The sequence below is a fragment of the Muribacter muris genome, from assembly GCF_004569585.1.
In the GTDB taxonomy this organism is placed as follows: Bacteria; Pseudomonadota; Gammaproteobacteria; order Enterobacterales; family Pasteurellaceae; genus Muribacter; species Muribacter muris.
Window position 1 is genome coordinate 39,423 of sequence record NZ_SPPA01000006.1, and the last position, 26,203, is coordinate 65,625.

25 protein-coding genes and 1 pseudogene are annotated in these 26,203 nt (G+C 43.9%); 6 read left to right on the forward strand and 20 right to left on the reverse strand.

Going from position 1 to position 26,203, the window contains the following annotated elements; all coding sequences use genetic code 11:
- The first annotated feature begins 57 nt into the window (after positions 1-57).
- From rbfA to argA, 4 genes are all read left to right on the forward strand, one after another.
- Positions 58-441 (forward strand): 30S ribosome-binding factor RbfA, encoded by a 384-nt coding sequence (gene rbfA / locus E4T80_RS03840; protein ID WP_047976570.1) that lies wholly within the window; start codon positions 58-60, stop codon positions 439-441.
- Positions 441-1,394 (forward strand): tRNA pseudouridine(55) synthase TruB, encoded by a 954-nt coding sequence (truB, locus tag E4T80_RS03845; protein WP_135055119.1) that lies wholly within the window; start codon positions 441-443, stop codon positions 1,392-1,394. Before rbfA ends, truB begins: the two co-directional genes overlap by 1 nt.
- A complete protein-coding gene (locus tag E4T80_RS03850) occupies positions 1,391-2,461 on the forward strand; it encodes a lytic murein transglycosylase (RefSeq protein WP_135055121.1) in 1,071 nt (356 codons plus the stop codon). Before truB ends, E4T80_RS03850 begins: the two co-directional genes overlap by 4 nt.
- 140 nt (positions 2,462-2,601) lie before the next feature.
- Positions 2,602-3,909, forward strand: a complete 1,308-nt coding sequence (argA, locus tag E4T80_RS03855; protein ID WP_135055123.1) for an amino-acid N-acetyltransferase — start codon at positions 2,602-2,604, stop codon at positions 3,907-3,909.
- A 43-nt stretch (positions 3,910-3,952) separates the two neighbouring features.
- Here the strand turns inward: argA and xylB are convergent, their stop codons facing one another.
- The 6 genes and pseudogenes from xylB to efp form a co-directional block, all read right to left on the reverse strand.
- Positions 3,953-5,398 (reverse strand): xylulokinase, encoded by a 1,446-nt coding sequence (gene xylB / locus E4T80_RS03860; protein WP_135055125.1) that lies wholly within the window; start codon positions 5,396-5,398, stop codon positions 3,953-3,955.
- A gap of 69 nt (positions 5,399-5,467) precedes the next feature.
- Positions 5,468-5,848, reverse strand: a pseudogene (locus E4T80_RS03865) (xylose isomerase); the annotation flags it as partial.
- Between the two features lie 71 nt (positions 5,849-5,919).
- Positions 5,920-7,323 (reverse strand): asparagine--tRNA ligase, encoded by a 1,404-nt coding sequence (gene asnS, locus E4T80_RS03870; protein WP_047976566.1) that lies wholly within the window; start codon positions 7,321-7,323, stop codon positions 5,920-5,922.
- Positions 7,324-7,432: 109 nt separating this feature from the next.
- The gene (locus E4T80_RS03875) at positions 7,433-8,011 is read right to left on the reverse strand and encodes a thymidine kinase (RefSeq protein WP_135055127.1); all 579 of its coding nucleotides are present in this window, start codon (positions 8,009-8,011) and stop codon (positions 7,433-7,435) included.
- Positions 8,012-8,067: 56 nt separating this feature from the next.
- Positions 8,068-8,286 carry a cell division protein ZapB gene (zapB, locus tag E4T80_RS03880; protein ID WP_047976564.1) on the reverse strand — a complete coding sequence of 73 codons (219 nt, stop codon included), beginning with the start codon at positions 8,284-8,286 and terminating at the stop codon, positions 8,068-8,070.
- A gap of 137 nt (positions 8,287-8,423) precedes the next feature.
- A complete protein-coding gene (gene efp, locus E4T80_RS03885; RefSeq protein ID WP_047976563.1) occupies positions 8,424-8,990 on the reverse strand; it encodes an elongation factor P in 567 nt (188 codons plus the stop codon).
- A 157-nt stretch (positions 8,991-9,147) separates the two neighbouring features.
- Between efp and E4T80_RS03890 the strand changes: the two genes are divergently transcribed.
- Both E4T80_RS03890 and epmB read left to right on the forward strand, forming a co-directional pair.
- Positions 9,148-9,675, forward strand: a complete 528-nt coding sequence (locus E4T80_RS03890; RefSeq protein WP_135055129.1) for a hypothetical protein — start codon at positions 9,148-9,150, stop codon at positions 9,673-9,675.
- A gap of 18 nt (positions 9,676-9,693) precedes the next feature.
- Positions 9,694-10,695 (forward strand): EF-P beta-lysylation protein EpmB, encoded by a 1,002-nt coding sequence (epmB, locus tag E4T80_RS03895; protein WP_135055131.1) that lies wholly within the window; start codon positions 9,694-9,696, stop codon positions 10,693-10,695.
- Positions 10,696-10,839: 144 nt separating this feature from the next.
- On the opposite strand, the gene pta is transcribed toward epmB, so the two are convergent.
- The 14 genes from pta to alaS form a co-directional block, all read right to left on the reverse strand.
- The gene (gene pta, locus E4T80_RS03900; RefSeq protein ID WP_135055133.1) at positions 10,840-12,975 is read right to left on the reverse strand and encodes a phosphate acetyltransferase; all 2,136 of its coding nucleotides are present in this window, start codon (positions 12,973-12,975) and stop codon (positions 10,840-10,842) included.
- Positions 12,976-13,097: 122 nt separating this feature from the next.
- Positions 13,098-14,294, reverse strand: a complete 1,197-nt coding sequence (locus E4T80_RS03905; protein WP_135055135.1) for an acetate kinase — start codon at positions 14,292-14,294, stop codon at positions 13,098-13,100.
- Between the two features lie 191 nt (positions 14,295-14,485).
- Entirely contained in the window at positions 14,486-14,797 is a 312-nt protein-coding gene (gene yciH / locus E4T80_RS03910) for a stress response translation initiation inhibitor YciH (RefSeq protein WP_047976558.1), read from the reverse strand.
- 31 nt (positions 14,798-14,828) lie between these two features.
- Entirely contained in the window at positions 14,829-15,521 is a 693-nt protein-coding gene (pyrF, locus tag E4T80_RS03915; RefSeq protein WP_135055137.1) for an orotidine-5'-phosphate decarboxylase, read from the reverse strand.
- 13 nt (positions 15,522-15,534) lie between these two features.
- Positions 15,535-16,728, reverse strand: a complete 1,194-nt coding sequence (gene lapB, locus E4T80_RS03920) for a lipopolysaccharide assembly protein LapB (RefSeq protein ID WP_135055139.1) — start codon at positions 16,726-16,728, stop codon at positions 15,535-15,537.
- Entirely contained in the window at positions 16,728-17,012 is a 285-nt protein-coding gene (locus tag E4T80_RS03925; RefSeq protein ID WP_135055141.1) for a LapA family protein, read from the reverse strand. The genes lapB and E4T80_RS03925 overlap by 1 nt, the downstream gene beginning before the upstream one ends.
- A gap of 29 nt (positions 17,013-17,041) precedes the next feature.
- On the reverse strand, positions 17,042-17,320 hold the full coding sequence (locus tag E4T80_RS03930) for an integration host factor subunit beta (RefSeq protein WP_135055143.1): 279 nt from the start codon (positions 17,318-17,320) through the stop codon (positions 17,042-17,044).
- 71 nt (positions 17,321-17,391) lie between these two features.
- Entirely contained in the window at positions 17,392-19,059 is a 1,668-nt protein-coding gene (gene rpsA, locus E4T80_RS03935) for a 30S ribosomal protein S1 (RefSeq protein WP_135055145.1), read from the reverse strand.
- Between the two features lie 95 nt (positions 19,060-19,154).
- On the reverse strand, positions 19,155-19,823 hold the full coding sequence (gene cmk, locus E4T80_RS03940; RefSeq protein WP_047976552.1) for a (d)CMP kinase: 669 nt from the start codon (positions 19,821-19,823) through the stop codon (positions 19,155-19,157).
- A gap of 14 nt (positions 19,824-19,837) precedes the next feature.
- On the reverse strand, positions 19,838-20,875 hold the full coding sequence (degS, locus tag E4T80_RS03945) for an outer membrane-stress sensor serine endopeptidase DegS (RefSeq protein ID WP_135055147.1): 1,038 nt from the start codon (positions 20,873-20,875) through the stop codon (positions 19,838-19,840).
- A 24-nt stretch (positions 20,876-20,899) separates the two neighbouring features.
- Entirely contained in the window at positions 20,900-21,787 is an 888-nt protein-coding gene (gene galU, locus E4T80_RS03950) for a UTP--glucose-1-phosphate uridylyltransferase GalU (RefSeq protein ID WP_135055149.1), read from the reverse strand.
- 77 nt (positions 21,788-21,864) lie between these two features.
- On the reverse strand, positions 21,865-23,229 hold the full coding sequence (locus E4T80_RS03955; RefSeq protein WP_135055151.1) for a phosphohexomutase domain-containing protein: 1,365 nt from the start codon (positions 23,227-23,229) through the stop codon (positions 21,865-21,867).
- Positions 23,230-23,271: 42 nt separating this feature from the next.
- Positions 23,272-23,457 (reverse strand): carbon storage regulator CsrA, encoded by a 186-nt coding sequence (gene csrA / locus E4T80_RS03960; RefSeq protein ID WP_047976549.1) that lies wholly within the window; start codon positions 23,455-23,457, stop codon positions 23,272-23,274.
- Between the two features lie 69 nt (positions 23,458-23,526).
- Positions 23,527-26,151 (reverse strand): alanine--tRNA ligase, encoded by a 2,625-nt coding sequence (alaS, locus tag E4T80_RS03965; protein WP_135055153.1) that lies wholly within the window; start codon positions 26,149-26,151, stop codon positions 23,527-23,529.
- Between the last annotated feature and the right edge of the window lie 52 nt (positions 26,152-26,203).

Consider the following 26,203-nt stretch of genomic DNA (forward strand, 5'->3'; position numbering starts at 1 on the left):
CCTTTCGGCAGGAAATTTTGTATAATCCACAATAAAATTAGCATATAGGAAACGAAAATGGCGAGAGAATTTAGCCGTGCCGATCGTGTGGCACAAGAGTTACAAAAAGAAATTGCAGTGATTTTACAGCGTGAGGTCAAAGATCCACGGATTGGAATGGTAACGGTATCCGATGTTGAAATCAGCCGTGATTTAGCCTACGCCAAAGTGTTCGTTACGTTTTTATTTGATAACGATGAGCAGGCGGTTGAGCGGGGATTAGAGGGTTTGAACAAAGCTGCCGGTTATATTCGTACCTTGGTCGGCAAAGCAATGCGGTTGCGGATTGTGCCGGAATTGCGTTTTGTGTACGACCAATCGTTAGTGGAAGGTATGCGAATGTCTAACTTGGTGACGAACGTGGTGCGTCAAGATGCTGCCCGTCATATTGAGGACGAATAATGGGTAGACCTCGCAAAAAAGGGCGTGATATTCACGGCGTTTTTTTGTTGGATAAACCGCAAGGGGTCAGTTCCAACGAGATTATGCAAAAGGTCAAACGCCTGTTTCAAGCCAATAAAGCCGGTCATACGGGGGCGTTAGATCCGCTTGCGACGGGAATGTTGCCGATCTGCTTAGGCGAGGCGACCAAATTCTCGCAGTTTTTGTTGGACGCCGATAAGCGTTATCGGGTAACGGCAAAATTGGGGGAGCGGACGGATACCTCCGATGCCGAGGGGCAAGTGGTACAAACCCGCCCCGTCAATATTGCGTTAGCTGATATTTTAGCGGCTCTGCCACAATTTCGAGGCGATATTCTGCAAGTGCCGACAATGTTTTCGGCATTGAAACATAACGGCAAACCATTGTATGAATATGCGAGAGCCGGTATTACGATTGAACGGGAAGCCCGCCCGATCACTATTTTTGAACTAATTTTTATTGATTACCAAGCTCCGTTTTTAACCTTGGACGTGCATTGCTCAAAAGGCACTTATATCCGCACCTTAGTGGACGATTTAGGCGAGGCATTGGGCTGTGGTGCACACGTTACCGTACTCCGCCGTTTAGCCGTGGCGGATTACCCTATTGAACAAATGATGACGATTGAGGCGTTGCAAAATCTCAGCGAAAACCAACCGCTTGCGGTACTTGATCGTCATTTATTAGCCATAGACAGCGCGGTTGCCCGGTTGCCGAAGTTGTTGCTGACCGAAGCACAGGGGCGGGCGATCAGCTTCGGGCAACGGGTAAAATTTGATAATCAGGACGGTCTTTTCGGGCAAGTTCGCCTATTTTCTGCCGCCGATGTTTTTCTGGGCGTGGCTGAAATTCGGCAGGATAATGTGATCCGCCCAAGCCGTTTAGTAAATTATGGACAAGCGGTCGGTTCGGCCGATAATATAACACAATGAAAAAATATTTAATTTCGCTCTCTTTTTTGAGCTTGTTGGCTGGTTGTAGCCAGCATTATCAGGATTTAGCTTTAGATGCTAAATATGACAAGCCTCGCACTTTAAATCATTTCTCCGATTATGTGCAGTTTTTGAAACAAAAAGCGGCAGGGACGGGGGTGTCCGACAAAGTGCTTAATTCGCACTTTAATATTACCTATGTGCCACGGGCGGTACAGCTTGACCGTGAGCAAGCCGCTAAACGCCGAGATCCGAATACTCCACCGCCTCCGCCAAATCCGCACGGCGTTACCCGGTATTTGAATAAAGTCTTGACCCAAGCGAAAGTGAATGCGGCGGTTGAGCGATGGTGGCAGGTTCAACCGCAGTTAGAGAGCGCTAGCCGCCAATACGGCGTACAAAAAGAGTACATTATGGCGTTATGGGGAATGGAAAGCAGCTTCGGGCGTTATCAAGGCAATTTTGATGTGCTTTCTGTATTAGCAACATTGGCGTTTGACGGTCGCCGTGAAGCACTGTTCAGCCAAGAATTTGTAAATGCGTTCAAAATGTTGGATAACGGCACAATTTCCCGCCGTGAAATGAAAGGCTCTTGGGCAGGGGCAATGGGGCAAACACAATTTATGCCGACCTCGTACCTAAAATATGCGGCGGACGGGGATAATGACGGCAAAAAAGATATTTGGCAGAACCATAGCGATGCGTTTGCCTCCATTGCCAATTACCTTTCTTCTGTCGGCTGGGACAAAACGCTCCCGTGGGGCATTGAGGTGAAATTGTCTCAACCGATTGATATGACGTTGTCCGGCATTGAAGTCAATAAAGCAAAACGCCTTGCCGAATGGCAGGCGTGGGGAATTTATGTGGCTTACCCTAACGGGCAGGAATTGGCAAAGATGAAAGCGCTCTCCCAAACAAAATTATGGCTGGTGCGACCGGATAAAGAGGCGGGCAGAGCTTTCTTAGTCTCCAACAATTTCCGCACGATTTTAGATTGGAATAAATCCAACAATTTTGCGATCAGTATCGGCAAATTTGCCGATCGCATTTTGCAAAGCGTAGATTAGTTTTACTTGCGAAAATTTCAGCTTGGGTTAGTATGAAATCTGCTTTTGAGTGATCAGAAGCAGATTTTTTTATGAGATAAACATAACAAGCGGGTGGTTTATCCGCATTTTTTGCAAACACAATCAAATAAGGTAATCCTATGCGTAATACAGAATTAGTCCAATGGTTTCGACAATCAACGCCCTACGTCAATTTACACAGCGGGAAAACCTTTGTGATAATGCTAGACGGCGAGGTGATGGAAAGCCCGAATTTTATCAATATAATCAATGATATTAGCTTATTACACAGTCTTAATATCAAATTGGTGATCGTATTTGGGGCAAGACCGCAGATCGAACATTTACTCGCCGTGCATCAAATTCCGTCCGATTACTATCAAAATATCCGCATTACCTCACCGGAAACCCTTGAGATTGTCAAACAAGCGGTCGGTAAGGTGCATTATGATTTATTGGCAAGGCTTTCGCTACGTTCCCCCAATGCGCCGGTCATCAACATTGTCAGCGGCAATATGGTGCTTGCCCAACCGATTGGGGTAGTCGATGGAGTTGATTACGGGCTAAGCGGCAAGATCCGCCGGATCAACCTTGAGAGCATCAAACAGCAACTTGCGACACAGTCAATCGTGCTACTAGGGCCGGTAGCCTCATCGGTAACAGGTGAAATGTTTAATCTTCCTTTTGAGGACATTGCCACCCAAGTGGCGATAAAATTGCGGGCAGATAAATTGATCGGTTTTTGTGAAACGCAGGGGATTTTAGACGAACAAGGCGATGTAATCGCCGATTTAATGCCGCAAACGGCAAAATATCACCTTAATCAGCGGATTGAACGGGGGCAGTACCACTCATCAGCCGCCCGCTTCTTGCAAGCCGCGATTGATGTGTGCCAAGCGGGCGTAAAACGGGCGCATTTAATCAGCTATCTCGCGGACGGCTCATTATTGCAAGAACTGTTTTCTCGGGACGGTATCGGTACACAGTTCTCAATGCAGGAATCGGAAACTATCCGCCTAGCGACAATTCAAGATATACCAAGCCTACTGGAATTGATTCGCCCGTTTGAGCAGCAAGGCATTTTAGTCAAACGCTCCCGTGAGCAATTAGAAATGGAAATCGACCATTACACCATTATCGAACGGGACGGTGTCGTGATTGCCTGTGCCGCGTTAAACCCGTATCCGGCAGAAAAAATGGCGGAGATGGCGTGTGTGGTTGTACATCCAGATTATCGAGATTCGGCACGGGGCGACATTTTATTGGCGGAAATCCAAAAACGCGCCAAAAAGCTCGGGGTAGAGAGGCTCTTTATCCTCACCACCCGCACGACCCAATGGTTTCAAGAGCGAGGCTTTAAACCGGCAGACATCGCCGATCTACCTCAAGCCAAACGGGAGCATTACAACTACCAACGCCGCTCGAAAGTGCTGGTGCAGGTTTTATGAATGTAAATGAAGAAACCCTAGCAGTAGGGTTTCAGGGCAAATATCACATTCCTTTCAACCGTTGATAAAGTGCTTTAAATTTTTCCCGCTTCATCTGATACTGTTCGTATCGTTGCAAATTAGGCTGATAAATGGCTTCCAAGGGTTGCGGTTGGCAAAATTGGGAAATGCTTTGGTTGGGATTTAATGCCATTTGTGCGAGTTTTGCCGCACCTAAGGCAGGACCAACCTCGCTACCTGTGCGGTATTCAAAGGTTTTTCCTGTAATATCCGCCAGTAGTTGCCGCCAGTAACGGCTTTTAGCTCCGCCACCAATCAGTGTAATGTGTTCCGCCGCTACGCCTGTTTCGTGTAGCACATCAATACCGTCAGCTAATGCGAAACTGACCCCTTCAATGACGGCTACTGCTAACGTTGCTTGATTATCATTGTGCGTTAATCCCCAAAACAGACCGCTTGCATAGGGATCATTATGCGGTGTTCTTTCCCCTGATAGATAAGGGAGAAAAATAGCGTCTGATGAGCGGGAATTATGTTCGATATGCTGGAATAAAGTCTGAACATCGGGCATACCGGTAATATTTTTGATCCAATCAACCGAGGACGCCGCACTTAAAATCACTGACATTAAATGCCAGCGATTTGGTAAAGCGTGGCAGAAACTATGCACGGCTTTTTGAGGATTTGCAGTAAATGTATCGGTAACAACAAAATAAACGCCGGAAGTACCGAGAGAAAGCATTCCTTGTCCGGCTTGACATAAACCGACACCGATAGCGCCTGCGGCATTATCGCCTCCTCCCGCAACAACAGGCACTTCCTTCATTCGCCATTGCTGTGCAATAGTTTTACGCAAGTATCCGGTAATTTGGTTTCCTTCAAATAGTTGCGGCATATTATCTAGTTCCAGATGGCAAGCCTCAAGCAGGGTTTTATCCCACGCACGTTTCCCGACATCAAGCCACATTGTGCCTGAAGCGTCTGACATATCTGAAGCATATTCACCTGTCATCAGTAATCGTAAATAATCTTTGGGGAGTAAGACTTTGGCGATCTGTGCTGCTCGTTGAGGCTGATGTTTGTTGAACCATTTGAGTTTTGGGGCGGTAAAGCCCGGCATCATTATATTGCCGGTAATCGCTCGGCTATTGGTTACCAACTGTTCCAATTCTAGACATTCTGCGTAACTCCGACCGTCATTCCATAAAATAGCCGGTGAGAGTAGGTTATTGTCCTTATCTAGCAATGTTGCTCCGTGCATTTGTCCGGTTAAACCAATGGCTTTCACCTCGCTTAAATCGTGTTGTTCAGCAAGACTTTTCATTGCTTGGTCTGTGGCATTCCACCAATCTGTCGGATTTTGTTCCGACCACAGCGGTTGAGGCCGAGAAAGAGTGAGAGGACGTGTTACTGTGGTAATGATTGTCTGATTTTCATCCAATAAAACCGCTTTAACTCCCGATGTACCCAGATCGATTCCAATATACATATAGTATTTCCTCAAGTCAGAAAGCGGTGCGTTTTCGCAAGAAATTTGCAAAATCCCACCGCTTGTCAATTAACGATAAATGTAGCTATTGACAATGTTTTCAAGGTATTCCTGTTGCCCGGAGATCGTCTTAGGTTCGGTGTCTTGTGTTTCTACCCATTTTGTCAGCGCTTCTAAAGAGCTGTCCCCAGTTAGGATTTTACGTCCAAATTCACTCTGCCAGCTCGCATAGCGCTGTTCAACGATACTGCTGAGTACCTTATCTTCTAGCATTTGGGCTGCTCGCTTTAGCGAAAGGGCAAGTACATCGATTGCGCCGATATGGGAATGAAAGAGATCGTAAGGATCGGTGCTTTGGCAGCGAATTTTCGCATCAAAGTTAAATCCGCCTGTTGTAAAACCGCCTGCTTTCAGAATTTCATAAATGACCAGAGTGTTTTCCTCTACACTGAAAGTGTTTAGAGAGAAGCTACTATAATAATTGTGAGGAAAACGGCTGGAAGTACCAGCCGTTAGGGGCGTTAAAAATTCGCATTTCTTGGGGCACGAGGGAAAGGAATGACCTCGCGGATATTTTGTAAGCCGGTTACATAGACAATGAGTCGTTCAAAGCCTAAGCCGAAGCCGGCGTGCGGTACTGTGCCGTAGCGGCGTAAATCACGATACCACCAGTAATCTTCCGGATTTAAGCCCATTTCTTGCATTCGTTGATCTAAGACTTCTAAACGTTCTTCACGTTGTGAACCGCCGATAATTTCGCCGATACCCGGTGCAAGTACGTCCATTGCGGCAACGGTTTTACCGTCATCATTTAAGCGCATATAGAAGGCTTTGATGTCTTTCGGATAATTTTTCACAACCACCGGTGATTTGAAGTATTCCTCCGCTAAATAACGCTCGTGTTCGGAGGAGAGATCAATGCCCCATTCCACAGGAAATTCAAAGGTTTTACCGGATTTTAATAAAACCTCGATCGCATCGGTATAGTCGATTTGGGCGAAATCGGAAGTAATAAACTGTTCCAAACGGTTAATGACGTTGCTATCAACGTGTTTGGCAAAAAACGCCATATCATCTTTGCGCTCTTCCAATACCGCTCGGAAAACATATTTGAGCATATCTTCGGCGAGTTTTGCATTATCCGCTAACGTTGCGAACGCAATTTCCGGTTCAACCATCCAAAACTCGGCTAAATGGCGAGTGGTGTTGGAATTTTCTGCACGGAAAGTCGGGCCGAACGTATAAATTTTGCTTAATGCACAGGCGTAAGTTTCACCATTTAATTGACCGGATACGGTCAAAAACGCTTCTTTGCCGAAGAAATCTTGGCTGAAATCCACTTTGCCGTTTTCACCACGAGGCAGATTTTCTAAATCAAGGGTAGAAACACGGAACATTTCACCTGCACCTTCGGTATCCGAGGCGGTAATCAGTGGGGTAGCGACCCAGTAAAATCCTTGTTCGTGGAAAAAGCGATGAATAGCTTGCGCTAGGCAATGGCGTACACGAGCCACTGCACCAATCAGGTTTGTGCGAGGGCGTAAATGTGCCACTTCACGCAAATATTCGATTGAATGGCGTTTTGCTGCCATTGGGTAAGTATCCGGATCTTCAACCCAGCCGACCACTTCAACATTTTTTGCTTGTAATTCGACCGCTTGTCCCTGTGCCGGCGATTCAACGATAGTGCCGGTTACGATAACGGAGCAACCTGCGGTTAAGCGTAATACTTCATCTTGATAATTATTAAGATCGTTATTGACAATAGCTTGAATTGGGTCGAAACACGAGCCGTCATAAACGGCTAAAAAGGATAAACCTGCTTTGGAGTCGCGGCGGGTACGTACCCAGCCACGGACAGAAACCTCTTGCCCAACGGCAATTTTGCCGGCAAGAATTTCTGAAATTGAAGAATATGTTGACATAATGTGCCTCTAATAATCAGATTTGAATCGGTTTTTCAGTGAAAATTTATCGCATTTTACTCGAAATACACGCTAAAGATAAGGGAATTTTCGTTTTTGTAAACCTAAATTAACACCCCAGCTTTTCTTTGTAGTGCGCACGGCAGACCGATAAATAGTGATCATTACCACCAATTTGGATTTGATCGCCGTCTTTTATCGCTTCACCCTGTTCATTCATTCGGATCACAAAGTTAGCTTTGCGCCCACAATAACAGATGGTTTTTAATTCCTCGAGTTGATCTGCCCACGCCAACAAATAGCGGCTGCCTTCAAACAGTTCGGCTTGGAAATCGGTACGTAACCCATAACACAGCACCGGAATTTTTAGTTTATCGACCACTTCAGTGAGTTGATAAACCTGCGTTTTGGTGAGGAATTGGGCTTCATCAATTAAGATACAGTGTAACGCTTTTTGTTGCTGTGCAGTGCGGATTGCCGAAAAGAGATCGCTTTGTTTATCAAACAGATTTGCCTGTTGTGAAATGCCGATACGGGAAGCCACTTTACCGACCCCATAGCGATCATCAATCGCCGCCGTATAAACCAGCGTATTCATACCACGTTCTTGATAATTATAGGAAGATTGAAGCAGGGTAGTGGATTTACCTGCATTCATTGATGAGTAATAAAAATAGAGCTTTGCCATAGTTGATAAATAAAAAACGGCTAATCAAGTTAGCCGTTTGGGGATAAACCGTGAGATTAAACGTTGTCGATTTGACCTAACAATGAACGTAAACGCTCTTGGAAGTTTTGATGTTCCGTTTTGAGTTGCTCGTGTTCTTGGCGTAATGTATCGTTTGCCTGCTGTGCCGCATCGTTTTTACTTTTTAATTCTTCCACTTCCAATTGTAATAATTGAATGGTTTCAACGGCTTGTTTAATTTTTTCTTCTAACTGGTCAAGAATAGTAACTGACATAATTTGCCCTCGCATATTGTAATTCAAAAGTGTGAAAGATTTTACCTTAGTCGGACAGCTTTTTCATCATAAAGTTTTGAAATAACGAAAAAAAATCCTCTCATCTGAGGAGAGGATTTTATCTGCCGATTTTTTAATTACTTCACGCGTGAAACATATTCACCGGAACGGGTATCGACACGAATAACTTCACCGATTTGAACGAAAAGTGGCACACGCACGACCGCACCGGTACTTAATGTAGCCGGTTTTCCACCTGTACCCGCCGTATCGCCTTTTAATCCCGGGTCAGTTTCCGTTACTTCCAATTCCACAAAGTTTGGTGGTGTTACGGCAATCGCCGAACCGTTCCATAAGGTGATGATACACTCGGCTTGATCAACTAACCATTTGTCGTTGTCGCCCAGCGCTTTTGCATCAACGGAAATCTGCTCAAATGTTTCCGGGTGCATAAAATACCAGAAATCTTCGTCTTTGTAAGAGTATGTATAGTTGTAATCGACAACATCTGCCGCTTCAACAGATGTACCGGATTTGAAGTTGATTTCTAATACTTTGCCTGAAATCAATTTACGAATTTTGGTGCGGGTGAATGCCTGACCTTTGCCCGGTTTCACAAATTCATTTTCAACGATCACGCAAGGTTCGCCATCTTGAATAAATTTTAAACCCGGTTTGAAATCATTAGTGCTGTAACTCGCCATTGTATCCTCAAATATAAAAACGCCCATCGGGCTGATAATGAAAGGTGTATATCATACACAAAATCACTCAAAATTTAAAAATTTTTCTTTGTATCAGCCTCCTTTTATTTTTTGTTTTTACGGTATAATCTACGTTTTTCAACCATAAGGAAAAGCAATGAAAAAATTAATCACACTCGGGGCGATTTTCGCCTTATCGGTTTCAACAGTAGTCGAAGCGAAAAAAGGCGGTATGCGTATGAGCGGTAAAAAAAGTACGCCGGCAGTTCAAACTAAACCGCAAACACAGCAAAATGATGCAACCTTTAATAATACGCCATCAATGCCAAATGCAGGGGCTCAAGCCGCGCAAAGTAACCGTTTAGGCAATTTTGTTACCGGCGCAGCGGCAGGTTATCTATTAAGCGAAGCCTTAGCACCGAACGAAGCACAAGCACAGCAACCGGCACAAGCTGAACCGATGGCGCAGCTTAATCAGCAAGTTCAAACGGCTGCTCCGACTATTCCGAGCTTTAAAGCGGTCGATCCACAAAATGATCCGAATTTAATCGAAAAAACACCCGGCTATTTACGTTACTGCTTAAATGGTGTGCAATATTTAGTCAGCACGGCTAATCCGCAATTAGCGCCGACATTGATGGTGGATAGACAAAACGCACCGGCAGCGTGTGTGATTTCACAATAATCACGAAAGGAAAGGGCAGTGGAGCGTATTGCAATTCGGACGCAAAGGGAAGATTGGCTGGTTGATTTAGCCGAAGCCTTTCGTGATCCACTTGAATTGTTGGCGTATCTTGAACTGGATAGCCACGAGTTTCAACAAGATATACAGGCACGCAAACTGTTTGCACTGCGTGTACCACGCCCTTTTGCCGCCAAAATGCAAAAAAAAGCACGGAACGACCCGCTTTTTTTGCAGGCAATGTCTCATCAAGACGAATTTTTAGCGGCGGAAGGTTTTGTGCAAGATCCGCTAGCAGAGCAACAGTCGCCCGCACCGAATATTTTGCATAAATATCATAACCGTTTGCTGTTTATGCTTAAAAATAGTTGCGCGATCAACTGCCGTTACTGCTTTCGCCGCCATTTTCCTTATCAGGTGGTTAAAAGCGGGAAAGCCTCGTGGCAGCAAAGTCTTGATTATATTGCTGCTCATACGGAATTGGAGGAAGTGATCCTCTCCGGTGGTGATCCACTAATGGCAAAAGATCACGAATTAGATTGGGTCATCACTGCTTTAGAGCAGCTACCGCATATCCGCACCTTACGCATTCACAGTCGCCTACCGGTCGTGATTCCCAATCGGATTACGGACACGTTGTGTCAGCGATTGGCAAGTTCTCGGCTCAATATCGTATTGGTTACGCATATCAATCACGCAAATGAAATTGATGATATTTTTCAGCATAAAATGCAAAAATTGAAACAGGCGGGCGTTACGTTACTTAACCAATCGGTGTTGCTCAAAGGGGTAAATAATGATGCGGAAATCCTTAAAGCCTTGAGCGACAAGCTATTTCAGTATGGTATTTTGCCCTATTATCTGCATTTATTGGATAAAGTGGAAGGCGCAAGCCATTTTTATATTGATGATGCGCAAGCCTTTGAAATCTACAAAAGGTTACAACGTATTAGCTCCGGCTATCTTGTTCCCAAATTGGCGAGGGAAATCCCATTTGAGCCGAATAAAACGCTAATGGGGTAGGGGAGTAGAAGCAAGCGGTCAGATTGTCAGGGATTTTTGCACTGTTATCTCGCTAACCGAAAGAATAAAAAAGGCGATGAATAATATCGCCTTTTTATTTTCATTAGATTTTGCACTTTTTAGGCAAAATCCGACCGCTTGTGATTACTGGGTCGCTTGAATTGCGGTTAATGCAATGGTGTAAACGATGTCATCAACTAATGCACCACGGGAGAGGTCATTAACCGGTTTACGCATACCTTGTAGCATTGGGCCGATAGACACTAAATCCGCAGAACGTTGTACCGCTTTATAGGTGGTATTACCGGTATTCAAATCAGGGAAAACAAATACGGTCGCTTTACCTGCAACTGGTGAGTTCGGTGCTTTAGACCGAGCCACATCTTCCATAATCGCTGCATCGTATTGTAATGGGCCGTCAATAATTAAGTCAGGGCGTTTTTCTTTCGCAATACGGGTTGCTTCTGCGACTTTCTCCACATCGGCACCGCTGCCCGATGTGCCGGTAGAGTAGGAAATCATTGCCACACGAGGATCGATGCCGAAAGATTTCGCCGATTCGGCCGATTGAATAGCAATTTCCGCTAATTGCTCGGCATTTGGATCAGGGTTTACCGCACAGTCGCCGTATACCAATACTTGATCCGGTAGTAGCATAAAGAAGACGGAGGAAATAATCGAGTTACCCGGTGCGGTTTTGATAATCTGCATCGGTGGGCGGATCGTGTTAGCCGTTGTATGCACTGCACCGGAGACTAAGCCGTCCACTTCGTTTGCCTCCAGCATCATTGTGCCGAGAACCACCGTATCCAATAATTGCTCACGGGCAACGGCTTCCGTCATTCCTTTGTTTTTACGTAATTCAACAAGGCGATCAACATAATTTTCACGCACTTGTTCAGGGTCGATTACCGTAATCCCTTTGCCTAATGTAACACCCTGTGCATCAGCAACCCGTTGTACATCAGTCGGGTTCGCCAATAAAATACACTCGGCAATGCCACGCTCGGCACACAATGCCGCAGCTTTAATCGTTCTTGGCTCATCACCTTCCGGTAACACAATGCGTTTTTTCGCTTCGCGGGCTAACTCGGTTAATTGATAGCGGAAAGCAGCAGGGGAGAGGCGGCGAGCACGCACTGCACCTTTTGAAATGCTTTCAATAAAGCCGACATCAAATTGTTCAGAAACATACTGCTGAATTTTTGCGATACGCTCTTTATCATCAACCGGTACTTCAAGGCTGAAACTTTGTAAATTCAAGGCGGTTTGCCAAGTTGTGCCTTCTACACGGAAAATCGGTAAGCCGGTTTCAAAGGCTTGTTCACACAATTTAGCAATTTGTCCGTCAATTTTATAACCGCCGGTTAAGAGTAATGCGCCTAATTCAACACCGTTCATTGCAGAAAGTGCCACGGCAACAATGACATCAGGGCGATCCGCTGAAGCCACTAATAAGCTGCCGGCTTTAAAATGCTCAACCATATTCGGCAAACTTCTGGCGCAGAATGTTACACTGCGGATACGGCGTTGGTGAACTTCGCCTTCTTTAATAATGGAAGCACCTAAATGTTTCACTAAGTCAATCGCGCGAGGCGCAATTAAATCGGCTTTCCACTGTACGCAAGCTAACAGTTTAATCGGGCTGTCTTTGAATAAACGCTCTAACTCTGACACATTATTGGCACTGTGTTGGAAAGAGTCGAAAATTTCGGTGAGATCCGGACGGGTACGACCGGATTCATCGACCGGCGCATTAAATTTATTAACCACAACACCCAATAAATTCGGGTTATGACGCCCCCCAAATTGGGCGGCAGCGGCATCGATACGTTCTTTCAATCGGGCAGGGGAGTCCGCAGACGGTGCAGCAACTAAGATAATTTCCGCATCTAATGCTTGTGCGATCTCATAGTTCACTTTATTAGCATAGGCGTGTTTGCGGTTCGGAACTAGACCTTCCACCACCACAATTTCGCTATTTTTTGCCAGACGTTGATGACGCTCAACCACTTTTTCAAGTAATACATCCGTTTGGTTTTGACCGATTAACGTTTCGGCGGCACTTAACATAAACGGTTCGCCGACTTCGGTGGTTTTTGAGGTGCGGATAATGGTAGTGGAGCGGTCTAAGACATCTTCGCCACTCACCGGTTGAGAAATCGGTTTTAAGAACCCGACCTTCATTCCTTTTTGTTCTAAAGAGTGAACGAGACCGAGGCTGATACTGCTCAAACCAACGCCGGTGCTGATAGGGATTAAAATGATTGTTCTAGACATTTTTCGTTTCCAGTGTTGTATAACAAGCGGGGAGTTATGGTTCATTCTTTGCAAAAAAAACGTCATTTATCAACCGCTTGTTAATTCCAAAATAAAACCTGCCGCAAAGGGCAGGCTTGAGATTATAACGCTAAGCGTGCTGTATCTTGTGCGATGACAAGTTCTTCATTTGTTGGGATCACAAATGCACGGAATGCGGAATCGTCAGCCGTGATTTCGCCCGATTTACCGAAACGTGCCGCAAGGTTTTTCTCGCTATCCACTTTAACGCCAAATAATTTTAAGTGTTTTAAGGTTAATTCACGCACCGGCCCTGCGTTTTCACCGATACCGCCGGTAAAGACAATCGCATCTAAATGATCGCCGATTACCGCCATATATGAACCGATATATTTTGCTAAACGGTAGCAGAATACATCCATTGCACGTTTGGCTTCCGGTTTTTCTGCATAATTGTCTTCAGCATAGCGACAGTCGCTGGTAACTTCCGTTAAACCTAATAAACCGGATTTTTTCACTAATGTGTCTTCGATCTCTTTTACAGACATACCAAGGGTATTGTGCATAAAGAAAATGATTGCCGGATCTAAATCACCGGAACGTGTCCCCATTACTAAGCCTTCAAGCGGTGTAAAGCCCATTGAGGTATCAATACATTCACCGTTACGGATAGCGGCGATAGACGCCCCGTTACCGAGATGGCAGGTAATAATATTCGCTTTCTCAGGCGCAATACCGACCGTTTTTGCTGCTTCACGGCTGACATAATAATGGCTTGTACCGTGGAAGCCGTAACGGCGAACGCCGTGTTCTTTATAGAGTGAATAAGGCAGCGCATAGAGATAAGCGTGTTCCGGCATTGTTTGGTGGAATGCTGTATCAAATACCGCAACATTTTTCGCTTTTAATTCAGGGAAAGCTTTGAATGCTTCTTCAATCCCGATCAAATGTGCCGGATTGTGGAGTGGGGCATAGGCTGCCGCTTCTTTAATGCCTGCAATAACATCATCATTAATCACGATAGATGAGGTATATTTCTCACCGCCGTGAACGATACGATGACCGATAGCACCGATACTGTCTTTTAATTCAGCACTTAAAATGTGCGATACGATGTAATTTAGTGCTTCGCTATGCGCCGCACCTGCGCCTAAATCAGCCGCACCTTTCTCACCGTTTAATTTCCATTTAATCCGAGCATCTTCAAGGTTAAAATTTTCTGCTAGACCCGATAATTTTTCATCGCCCGAGATAGGATCAAGGATAGCAAATTTTAAAGAGGAGCTACCACAGTTAAGGATAAGAATATTTTTTGACATTGTCGAAACACCTATACAGTTGTTATTGGAATAAAAAGTAACACATTTTTTTACAATATGTTTAGCCTGCTATGATACGCTTTTCGGCTTAGAAAATAAATTCCTAAACGGAGGATAATCATACGAAAGCGGCTGATCTTATCGTTTTTTTATTTAACATAATATACATTATGCGAAATTTATAATGGATTTTAGCCTCCGGCTAATTTGACTTTAAAGCCTTTTTGTTCAAGCATCTGCTTTAATTGATCACGGTTATCACCTTGAATTTCAATGATGCCGTCTTTAACCGAGCCACCGCAGCCGCTACGGCGTTTAAGCTCGGAAGCAAGGGACATTATCCCTTTATCATCTAAATTCAATCCGGTGATAATGCAAACACCTTTGCCTTTACGGCCGCTGGTTTGGCGTTGAATTCGTACAATGCCATCACCTTTAGGTCGTTCTGCTTTTGGTGCTTCGCTTTTTATTCTGCCGATTTCCGTTGAATAAACTAAGGTCATTTACAAAATTCCTGTTTAAACTGACCGCTTGTTAAGCAATGGATTGGTTGATAGCGGTTAAAACTGACAATGGATCTTGTGCTTGTGTGATCGGTCGACCGATAACAAGGTAATCAGAGCCTGTTTCGATGGCTTGTTTTGGTGTCATTACACGGCGTTGATCGCCAAAATCGCTGCCTTCTGGGCGAATCCCCGGTGTTACCAGTTTAAAATCTTTGCCACAGTGCGTGCGTAATACTTCAACTTCTTGAGGGGAACACACAACACCGTCTAAACCGGCACGTTGGCATAAATGAGCTAGTCGGATAACTTGCTCCATCGGTGAGGCGTTAATACCAATCTGTAATAAATCGAGATCTTCCATACTGGTTAATACAGTTACGCCAATCAATAATGGGGCGTCTTTGCCATATGGTTCAAGAATTTGTTTTGCGGTTTCCATCATTCTTAATCCGCCGCAAGCGTGTAAGTCCACCATCCAAACGCCTAAATTGGCAGCTGAACGTACTGCTCTTGCCACCGTATTTGGTATGTCGTGATATTTTAAATCCAAAAAAACATCAAAGTTGCGTGCTTGCAACTGTTTGACAAAATGTGTCCCTAAGGTTGTAAACATTTCTTTGCCGACTTTCAAACGACATAAAGACGGATCGACTTGATCCACAAAATTAAGCGCTTCACGCTCAGTTTCATAATCTAATGCAACAATAATTTTATTATCCATTTCGGACTCCTTATTAAATAACGTCCACAATACTGTGGAGCGGTTTAATCGTTTCCCATTTTCGACAAGACGGGCAATGCCAGCTTAGCCGATAGCTTTGGTAGCCGCAATGTGTGCAGCGGTAATGAAAACTTTTTTGAATACGATCACCAACCATTTTATGCAGTAGTGTTAAACTTTCCTTACCTCTACCCTGCTCGGCTTCGTGCATTTGGTAATAGATAAAGCGATGAAAGGTAAATAAATTAGGATATTGGCGAACTTGTTGATATAAACGGGTTTGTGCTGCCTCCATACCGTCTTTTTGTTCAATCCATTCGGCTAATGCTAAATCAATACTGCTGTTATGTTTAATTTGATTTGCTCGGATGAGAAACAGCTCAAAGTGCTCTAATTGATTGAGCTGCTGATAGCACAGTTTAATTTTGTCTAACACTTCGCTAATGTAGTCAGGATCTTGACTCAGTATCTGTTCAAAATGCGTAAGTGCTTGTGAAAACTGTTGGTTTTGCAGTGCATACTCCCCTAATAAAAGGGAGGCTCTTGCACAATTTGGCGCATAAGTTACCGCTTGTTGTAAGGCTTCTATGCGTTTTTGCTGTTCGCCCTCTTTAAAGGTGTCGACATATTCGCAATAAAAATGAGCCAAAGGTGTTCTATCGGTATTCGGAGCAATTTTGAGCAGTTTTTCTGCCACATTGATCGCTTTGCGCCACTCTTTTGTCTTTTGATAAATAAGGCTTAGTTGCTTTAGCGAGTTGATCGCAAAATCCGGCTCGTCTAAAAGTTGAATATAATAGTTTTCAGCACGATCAAAAAAACCGGCAGCCATAAAATCTTTGGCAAGTTGTTGTTTAGCAAGCAGTTTTTGTTCAAAGGTATAATCGGGGTTACTCTCTAATCCTTGATGAATACGGAGCGCACGATCGACCTCTCCCCTTGAGCGAAATAGATTACCTAAAGTTAATTCCGCTTCAAATTGGGAATCGTGCGTAATACGATGTTCGGTTTCCTGCTTTTGCAGCATTGAGAGAAAAATATCAACCGCTTTTTCGTGTTGATTAGAAAGAAGAAAATTCAATCCCGTAACATAATCACGGGAGAATTGATGATGAATGGCATCTTGATCCTTTTTTGCACTACGCTGCCCCATATACCAACCATATAATGCAGCAATGGGTAATAAAAGGAACAATAATTCCAGCATTACTCAACCTTTGGTAAAGTCAGTTCACTGATTTGTTTTGCTTGACGTTTAAGTTTGCGATTTAATGCGATATTTTGCAGTTTCACTTTTAAATAGAAAAATGCGGTAATAAACCAACCTAAAATTAACCCAAAGCCAAATAAGATAGCAACTAAGCTGGATAAACGTAATTCACTTTTTGCGATTAAGTAGTTAAATGTAATAAGTTGATCGTTATTTGCACCAATCGTAACACCAACAATAATAATCGCTAAGATAATTACCGCACTAAAGATATATTTCATAAAGACTCCGTTTATTACATTAAGGGCGACTATGCATCAACACGTTCTTTTAGTTCTTTGCCGGCTTTAAAGTGAGGCACATATTTTGCACCTAATTTCACCGTTTCCCCTGTTTTAGGGTTACGACCCATTCGAGGCTGGCGGTAATGGAGAGAGAAGCTGCCAAATCCTCTGACTTCAATGCGCTCATCTTTTGCCAAAGAAACGGTCATTTGCTCCAAAATTTCTTTAACGCTGTCATCGACAATTTTCATTTGTAATGAAGGAAATTTAATTACTAAATTTTCAATTAATTCGGACTTAGTCATTTTTTCTCCTTTATTTTGATAAATCTAGGCGGATATGCCTAATACATATCCGCCTTAAGTCAAAGGATTAATTATTCACCTTTTGCAGCTTTAAACGCTTCAGCCATTGCATTTGGAATAGCTTCTTCTTGTTTATTCACTTGCGCAAGTGCGGCAGACTCCTCTGCTTCATCCTTAGCACGAACAGACAAATTAACGACACGTGCTTTACGATCTACACCGGTATATTTCGCTTCAAGCTCATCACCTACGTTGATAACCGCTGTAATATCTTCTACACGATCACGTGTAGCTTCCGCTGCACGAATGTAGCCTTCAACACCATCAGCCAGTTCTACTTTTACGCCTTTTGCATCAACATCGGTTACTTTACCTTTAACGATAGCACCTTTCTTAGTACCATCAACAAAGTTAGTGAAAGGATCAGATTCCAACTGTTTGATACCTAAAGAGATACGCTCTTTCACTGCATCAACTTGTAAAACGACTGCCTCTACTTCATCGCCTTTTTTGTATTGGCGAACCGCTTCTTCACCGGACATATTCCAAGAAATATCGGATAAGTGAACTAAACCGTCAATACCGCCTTCTAAACCGATGAAGATACCGAAGTCAGTGATTGATTTGATTTTACCTTTCACTTTGTCATTTCTGTTGTGTGTTTCAGCAAAGTGTTCCCACGGATTTGGTTTGCATTGTTTTAAACCAAGGGAAATACGGCGACGCTCTTCATCAACTTCAAGCACCATTACTTCAACGACATCGCCTACGTTAACAACTTTAGACGGGTGGATATTTTTGTTTGTCCAATCCATTTCTGAAACGTGAACTAAACCTTCAACACCATCTAAAATTTCAACGAAACAACCATAGTCGGTTAAGTTGGTTACTTTACCGCTTAATTTGCTGTTTACCGGGTGATTTTGTGCAATCGCTGCCCAAGGGTCTTGACCTAATTGTTTTAAGCCTAAAGAAACACGGGTGCGATCTTTGTCAAACTTCAATACTTTAACCGTTACTTCATCGCCGACATTCACCACTTCGCTTGGGTGTTTAACACGTTTCCAAGCCATATCCGTGATGTGAAGTAAGCCGTCTACACCGCCTAAATCAACGAATGCACCGTAGTCAGTTAAGTTTTTAACCGTACCTTTAACTTCTGAACCTTCAACTAAGTTCGCTAATACTTCTTCACGATCTTGGCTGTTTTCAGATTCAATTACCGCACGACGAGAAACAACAACGTTGTTACGTTTTTGGTCAAGTTTAATCACCTTAAACTCTAATTCTTTACCTTCAAGGTTGATAGAATCACGCACTGGACGAGTATCAACTAATGAACCCGGTAAGAACGCACGTACACCGTTTAACTCAACAGTGAAGCCACCTTTTACTTTACCGTTTACTAAACCGACTACCGTAGCTTGTTCTTCAAATGCTTTTTCTAATGCAGCCCAAGATTCGTTACGTTTCGCTTTTTCACGGGAAAGTTTAGTCTCACCAAAACCGTCTTCAACAGCGTCAAGTGCTACATCAACAACATCGCCAACTTGAACTTCTAATTCGCCTTGAGCGTTTAAAAATTCTTCAGCTGGAATAGCAGATTCCGATTTTAAACCGGCATCGACTAATACATAGCCTTTTTGAATAGCAACAACAGTGCCTTTAACAATTGAACCTAAACGGGTTTCTTGACCTTTTAGTGATTCTTCAAAGAGTTGAGCAAAAGATTCAGTCATAATAAAAATTTCTTAAATAAATAAAACGTCCACCTAGCATCCGTCTAAATGGGGTTAGTAATAAAAACCTAACAATCCGTTGTTAAGCAATAACATTAACGATATTGACGGATATGATCCAATGCTTTTTGAATCACTTCATCAATCGATAAATAGGTTGAGTCTAAAATCAACGCATCTTTAGCCGGAATAAGCGGCGCAACTTCACGATTTCTGTCGCGAAAATCCCGTTCTTTTATCTCGGCTAAAATCTCGTCAAAGTTAGCATTAAATCCTTTTTCTTGCAACTGTTTTACACGCCTTTTTGCACGTTCTTCTGCACTGGCGTCTAAAAAGAATTTAATTTCCGCTTCCGGAAACACAATTGTACCCATATCTCGCCCGTCGGCAATCAAACCTCGCTCACTGCGGAAATCCCGCTGGCGTTGCAATAGTGCTTTACGCACATTAGGAAAAATAGCAATTTTTGAGGCATTTTGACCCGCTTGCGCCGTGCGAATGAGATCCCCGACATTCTGTCCGTTTAAGATCACCTCAATTTCACTGCCTACCAATTCAAATTTGACATCTAATCGGCGAGCCAACTCGGCAAGCTGTTCTTCATTGTCTAACGCAATATTTTCTTGTTGAGCTGCCAAGGCTAAAATCCGATAAATCGCACCGGAATCTAAAAAATCAAACCCCAATTCTGCGGCTAGTGCGTGGCAAAGTGTACCCTTGCCTGCGCCGCTTGGGCCATCTACGGTTATCACCATATTTGTCATTTTATCACCTGCTATTATATGTCCGGAAATTCACCGATAGTTACTTGAACTTCTCGTGTTTTACCGTCTCTCGAAATAAGCACATTCATTTTTGTCCCTGGAATTGCATCGGCAATTAACTCCATCATTTGTGCAGGACTTTCCGCATCAATATCATTGATACGTAAAATCAAATCACCTGTTTTAATGCCGGCAAGTGCCGCCGGCCCATAGTCGGCTACTCCTGTGATCAGCACACCGTTTTCTCCTAAACCGAGTTGTTTTGCAGAATAAAATAGCGAGCTGTTTACCCCAAAGTAGCCACGGATAACCCGCCCGTCTTTGATAATTTTATTCATCACTTTATTGGCGAGGTTAATCGGTATGGCAAAGTTAAGCCCTTCCGCTAATTCTTCGCTGGTTTTGCCTAATCTCAGCGTATTAATACCGATCAACTCCCCGGCTGAATTGACTAACGCGCCGCCTGAATTACCTTGATTGATCGAGGCATCCGTTTGGATAAAATTTTGTCTGCCGGTTTCTGATAGTGCATTTCGCCCCGTGGCACTCACAATACCCTGTGTAATGCTCTGCCCTAAATTCAACGGGTTGCCGATTGCCAAGACAACATCACCGATATTCGTCAGCCGTTTTTCATTTTGCGGGATCGTCGGTAAATTTTCCGCTTCAATCTTTAAAACCGCCAAATCTGTTAAAGCGTCCGAACCAACCAATACCGCACTATGAATTGCCCCTGATTGCAGCGCAACAATAATCTGATCGGCATTTTGAATAACGTGCTTATTCGTCAAAATATAGCCCGTTGGGGTCATAATCACCCCTGCGCCTAAATTATTGAGCTGCAATTCGCTGGCAATACCGGAACCATTCACATCAAAGGCTTGGTTATACACATTCACAACCGCAGGCGAAGCGGTACGCACAGCATTGTGAAAGCTAATGACATTATCGGTTTCATTACGATATTGCTGATTAAGCCAAGGGGCGACGTAAAGAACCAAGCCGGCACAAAAAAGCCCAAAACCTACCGCTTGCGCAACTTTCTTTATCATTTGTTTATCGCCCATTTCGTTACACTATAACGTTTTTGCCAATTTCTTAAGATAGGATTTGAAATCCTCTCCGCATTTGCTGTGGTTTAAACTGTACTCGACAAAGGCTTCCATATAGCCTAATTTATCGCCACAATCAAAGGTTTTACCCGTCATATGAAATGCTTCAACGTCTTGTTGCTGAATCAGCATATCAATGGCATCGGTTAATTGAATTTCATCGCCCACACCAATCGGTGTTTTTTCTAATAAATCCCAAATCGCAGCAGAGAAGACGTAACGACCGACAACCGCAAAGTTAGACGGCGCTTCTTCAATAGGCGGTTTTTCCACGACATTGACAATCTTTGCCGTGCCCGCTGGGGTAAGTTCTGCCCCTTGACAGTCCACGATACCATAGCTACTGACTTCCTCTTTTGCCACCGGTGCGACCATAATCTGGCTACTCCCAGTCTCTTTAAAGCGTTGAATCATTGCTGAGAGGTTTTCTGTTTTTTGATCGGCACTGAAATCGGCAAGTAACACATCGGGTAACACCACAGCAAAAGGCTCGTTACCAACCAACGCCCGTCCGCATAATACGGCGTGGCCTAAACCTTTTGCCTGACCTTGACGCACGTGCATAATCGTAACATCTTTTGGTACGATAGAACGCACTTCGTCTAATAATTGGCGTTTTACCCGTTTTTCGAGCATCGTTTCCAGCTCAAATGAGGTATCAAAATGGTTTTCGATAGCATTTTTTGAAGAATGAGTAACCAGCACAATCTCTTTAATCCCTGCCGCCACACATTCGTTTACAATGTATTGAATTAAAGGTTTATCCGCAATAGTCAGCATTTCTTTTGGGATAGCTTTGGTAGCAGGTAGCATACGAGTGCCTAAGCCCGCCACAGGAATGATTACTTTCATAAAAAATCCTTAAAATTAAAGAAAGACAAAACCGCCTGCCCTGTGCAAGCGGTCTGTTAAGTTAAAAAATAGGCAAATTACTGACGTAACAGTGCCAACACTTCGTCCGTTTTTTGTTGCATTAACGCTTTATCACCTTTCGTTTCAAGATTTAAGCGAACGACCGGTTCGGTATTTGAACTTCTTAAATTAAACCGCCAGTTGTCAAATTCAACACTAATCCCGTCTAAACGATCCACGGATTTTGCCTGATCTTGATACGCGTTTAAGACGCGATCTAATGCTACTTTGGCATCGGCTAATTTACTGTTGATTTCGCCCGGGGATGGGAATTTCTCTAAACGTTCGCCAACCAGCTCACTTAAAGTTTTACCGGTGGTGCAAAGTAACTCAAGGGTAAGTAGCCACGGAATCATACCGCTGTCGCAGTAGAAGAAATCACGGAAATAATGGTGCGCACTCATTTCGCCGCCATAAATCGCATCAACTTCACGCATTTTCTCTTTAATAAATGAATGGCCTGATTTTGACATTACCGCTTGGCCGCCGGCTTGAGAAACCAATTCTTCCGTATTCCAAATCAAACGTGGATCGTAGATAATTTTTGCCCCCGGATTTTTTTGAAGAAACGCCTGAGAGAGTAAGCCGACAACATAGTAGCCTTCAATAAAGCCGCCTTTTTCATCAAAGAAAAAACAACGGTCGAAATCACCGTCAAAGGCAATCCCCATATCCGCTTTATTGGCAAGCACAGCATCAATCGAATCTTGACGGTTTTCGTGCAGAATCGGATTAGGGATGCCGTTAGGGAAATTACCGTCCGGATTATTATGCACCTTAACAAAGGTTACCGGCACGTTATGGGCTTTAAATTGTGCTTCAATCGCATCAATGACTTTGCCTGCCGCACCGTTACCGGAATTAATCACCAAGGTTTTAGGCGTTAATTTGCTTAAATCAATGTAGGATAATAAGTGGCTAACATAGTCGCCCAATACACTTTTTTGCGTATAAGTTCCACGCTGGGCGATCGGTGGAAACTGATTTTCTTCCGCTAAGCGTTGAATATCCGCCAAGCCTGTATCTGCACTGATCGGGCGTGATCCCGCACGGACTAATTTCATTCCGTTATAATCCATCGGATTATGGCTTGCCGTTACTTCAATACCGCCGTCCGTTTTCAAAAATGATGTTGCAAAATAGACTTCTTCCGTACCGGTTTGACCGAGATCAATCACATCTACGCCAGAGTCCAACAAACCGTTTGTTACCGCACTTTTGAGTTCGTTACTGGTTAAACGGACATCCCCCCCAACAACGATACTTTTAGGTTTTAAAAACTGCCCGAAAGCACGCCCGATACGATACGCAATATCGACATTAAGCTCCGTACCTAATTGACCTCGAATATCATACGCTTTGAAACACGTGAGTTTACTCATAATATTTTCCTTATGTTGTTGAGTTAAATCCTGTATAAAGTGCTACCCTTGTTTTGTCTCTTCCGAGAGTGCTTTGATCCGTTGATAAATTTCTTCTCGATGAACGGAAATCTCTTTGGGGGCTTTTACGCCTAATTTCACTTGACTGCCACGAATACTGAGTACGGTAATTTCAACATCATCACCAATTAACAGGCTTTCGCCAATTTTCCTAGTCAGAATAAGCATTGTCATTTCTCCTTTTATTTTTATTGTAAGTGGTAAGGCATATCCTGCCTTACCTGAATGTCGTCATTATTAGAGTTTTGCCTGAATCCATTTCATCGCAATGTCTAACGCTTGCTCAATGTTTTCCGGCTGCGAACCGCCTGCCATTGCCATATCGGCACGGCCACCACCTTTACCGCCCACTGCTTGAGCCATTACCCCCACTAATTCACCCGCATTTATCGTTTTCGATAATGCAGACGTTACCCCAACAATAAGATTAACTTTATCTTGTGCCGGCACGGCAAAGGCAATCACCGCCGTTTCAAGTTGATTTTTTAGATCATCTACCATTGTTCGCAATGATTTCACTTCCACATTCTCTAAACGCTGTACAAGGACATTCACCCCATTAATTTGTTGCACCTGTTTAGCTAACTCACCGCTTGCTTGCGAAGCCAATTTATCTTTCAGCTGTTGCAGCTCTTTTTCGGTACGTTTGGTTTTCTCTTGTAACTGTTGAATTTTTTCAACTAAATTACTGCTATCCGCTTTCAGCAACTCGCTACTCTGTGCTAAAACTTGCTGTTGTTGGAAGATAAGATCCAGTGCATTCTCACCCGTTACCGCTTCAACACGGCGAACGCCGGCGGCAACTGCCCCTTCGGAAACAAACTTAAATAAGCCAATTTCACCGGTTTGCTTAACGTGTGTACCGCCACAAAGCTCCATTGAGAAATCGGACATACCGACTACTCGCACTTCATCACCGTATTTCTCGCCGAACAGTGCCATTGCACCTTTCTGTTTCGCCGATTCAATATCCATAATATCAGTGGTAACGTTAATATTTTCACGGATTTTACGGTTAATAATACGCTCAATTTCGTCTAATTGAGCTTTTGAAATCGCTTCCGGTTGAGAAAAATCAAATCTCAAGACACTTTCAGACACTAACGACCCTTTTTGTGCAACGTGATTACCCAGCACCTGACGTAATGCGGCGTGTAACAAGTGAGTCGCACTGTGATTTAAGGTAATAGCGTGACGGCGTGCCGTATCAACTTGCGCTGAAACACTGTCGCCGACCGAAAGTGAGCCGGAGACAAGCTGCCCGATATGCCCAAACACGTGGCCGTATTTTTGTGTGTCGGTTACGTTAAAATGGCAAATTTCCGTGCTGATCTGACCGCTATCGCCGATCTGACCGCCCGATTCACCATAAAATGGCGTTTGATCCAACACGACCACAGCATTTTCGCCGGATTGAATCGTATCAACCGCTTTGCCGTTACTGAATAACGCCACAACTTTTGACTCACACTGCGTAACAGTGTAGCCTTTGAAGAGTGTTTCACCCTCTACTTTGATAACATTGTTGTAATCCGTGCCAAACTGACTGCTTGCCTGTGCTCTGGCACGTTGTGCCTGCATTTCACGTTCAAAACCGGCTTCGTCAATGTTAATCTCACGTTCACGGCATACGTCTGCGGTTAAATCCAGTGGGAAGCCGTAAGTATCATACAGTTTGAATGCCACTTCGCCGGAGAGGGTTTCTCCGTCTAATTTTGCCAACGCCTCTTCCAATAGCGCTAAACCCCGTTCGAGTGTACGAGCAAATTGCTCTTCTTCCGCTTTTAGGGTTTTCTCAATGTGGGCTTGTTTTTCGGTTAAAATCTCACCCGCCTGCCCCATTGCTTTGGCAAGGGTCGGCACTAATTTGTAGAAGAATGCCGATTTTGCCCCTAAAATATTTCCGTGGCGAACGGCACGGCGGATAATACGGCGTAAAACATAGCCCCGCCCTTCGTTAGACGGCACAACGCCATCGGCAATTAAATAAGCACAGGAACGAATATGGTCGGCAATCACCCGCAGGGATTTATTGTCTAAATCCGCCACACTTAGTAATGTCGCCACTTCTTTGATGAGGGTTTGGAAAATATCAATTTCGTAGTTTGAATTAACGTGTTGCAATACGGCACTGATCCGCTCTAATCCCATTCCGGTATCCACGGACGGTTTTGGCAATTTTTCCATTGTGCCGTCCGCTTGACGGTTGAATTGCATAAAAACCACGTTCCAAATTTCGATATAGCGGTCGCCGTCTTCTTCCGCTGATCCCGGCGGGCCGCCCCAAATATGATCGCCGTGATCGTAGAAGATCTCGGTACAAGGCCCACAAGGCCCGGTATCACCCATTTGCCAGAAATTATCAGACGCATAAGGCGCACCTTTGTTATCGCCAATACGGATAATGCGTTCTGCCGGCACACCGACCTGTTTATGCCAAATATCGTAGGCTTCATCATCCGTCTCATAAACCGTTACCCACAATCTTTCCGCCGGTAATCCTAACCAGTTCGCCGAAGTTAAAAACTCCCACGCATACGCAATCGCATCTTGTTTGAAATAATCGCCGAAGCTGAAGTTACCCAACATTTCAAAGAAAGTATGGTGGCGCGCGGTATAACCGACATTTTCGAGATCGTTATGTTTACCGCCTGCACGCACGCAACGTTGAGAACTGGTCGCACGGCTGTAATGGCGTTTGTCCAGCCCTAAAAACACATCTTTGAATTGGTTCATTCCTGCATTGGTGAAAAGCAAGGTCGGATCGTTTTCAGGCACAAGGGAGCTACTCGGCACAATCGTGTGCCCTTTGCTTTGGAAAAATTCTAAGAACGATTGTCTAATTTCGGAAGTTGTTTTCATTCAAGTTACTCTAAATACATAAAAAATTGTGGTACGCTACTGTTAATCGGCT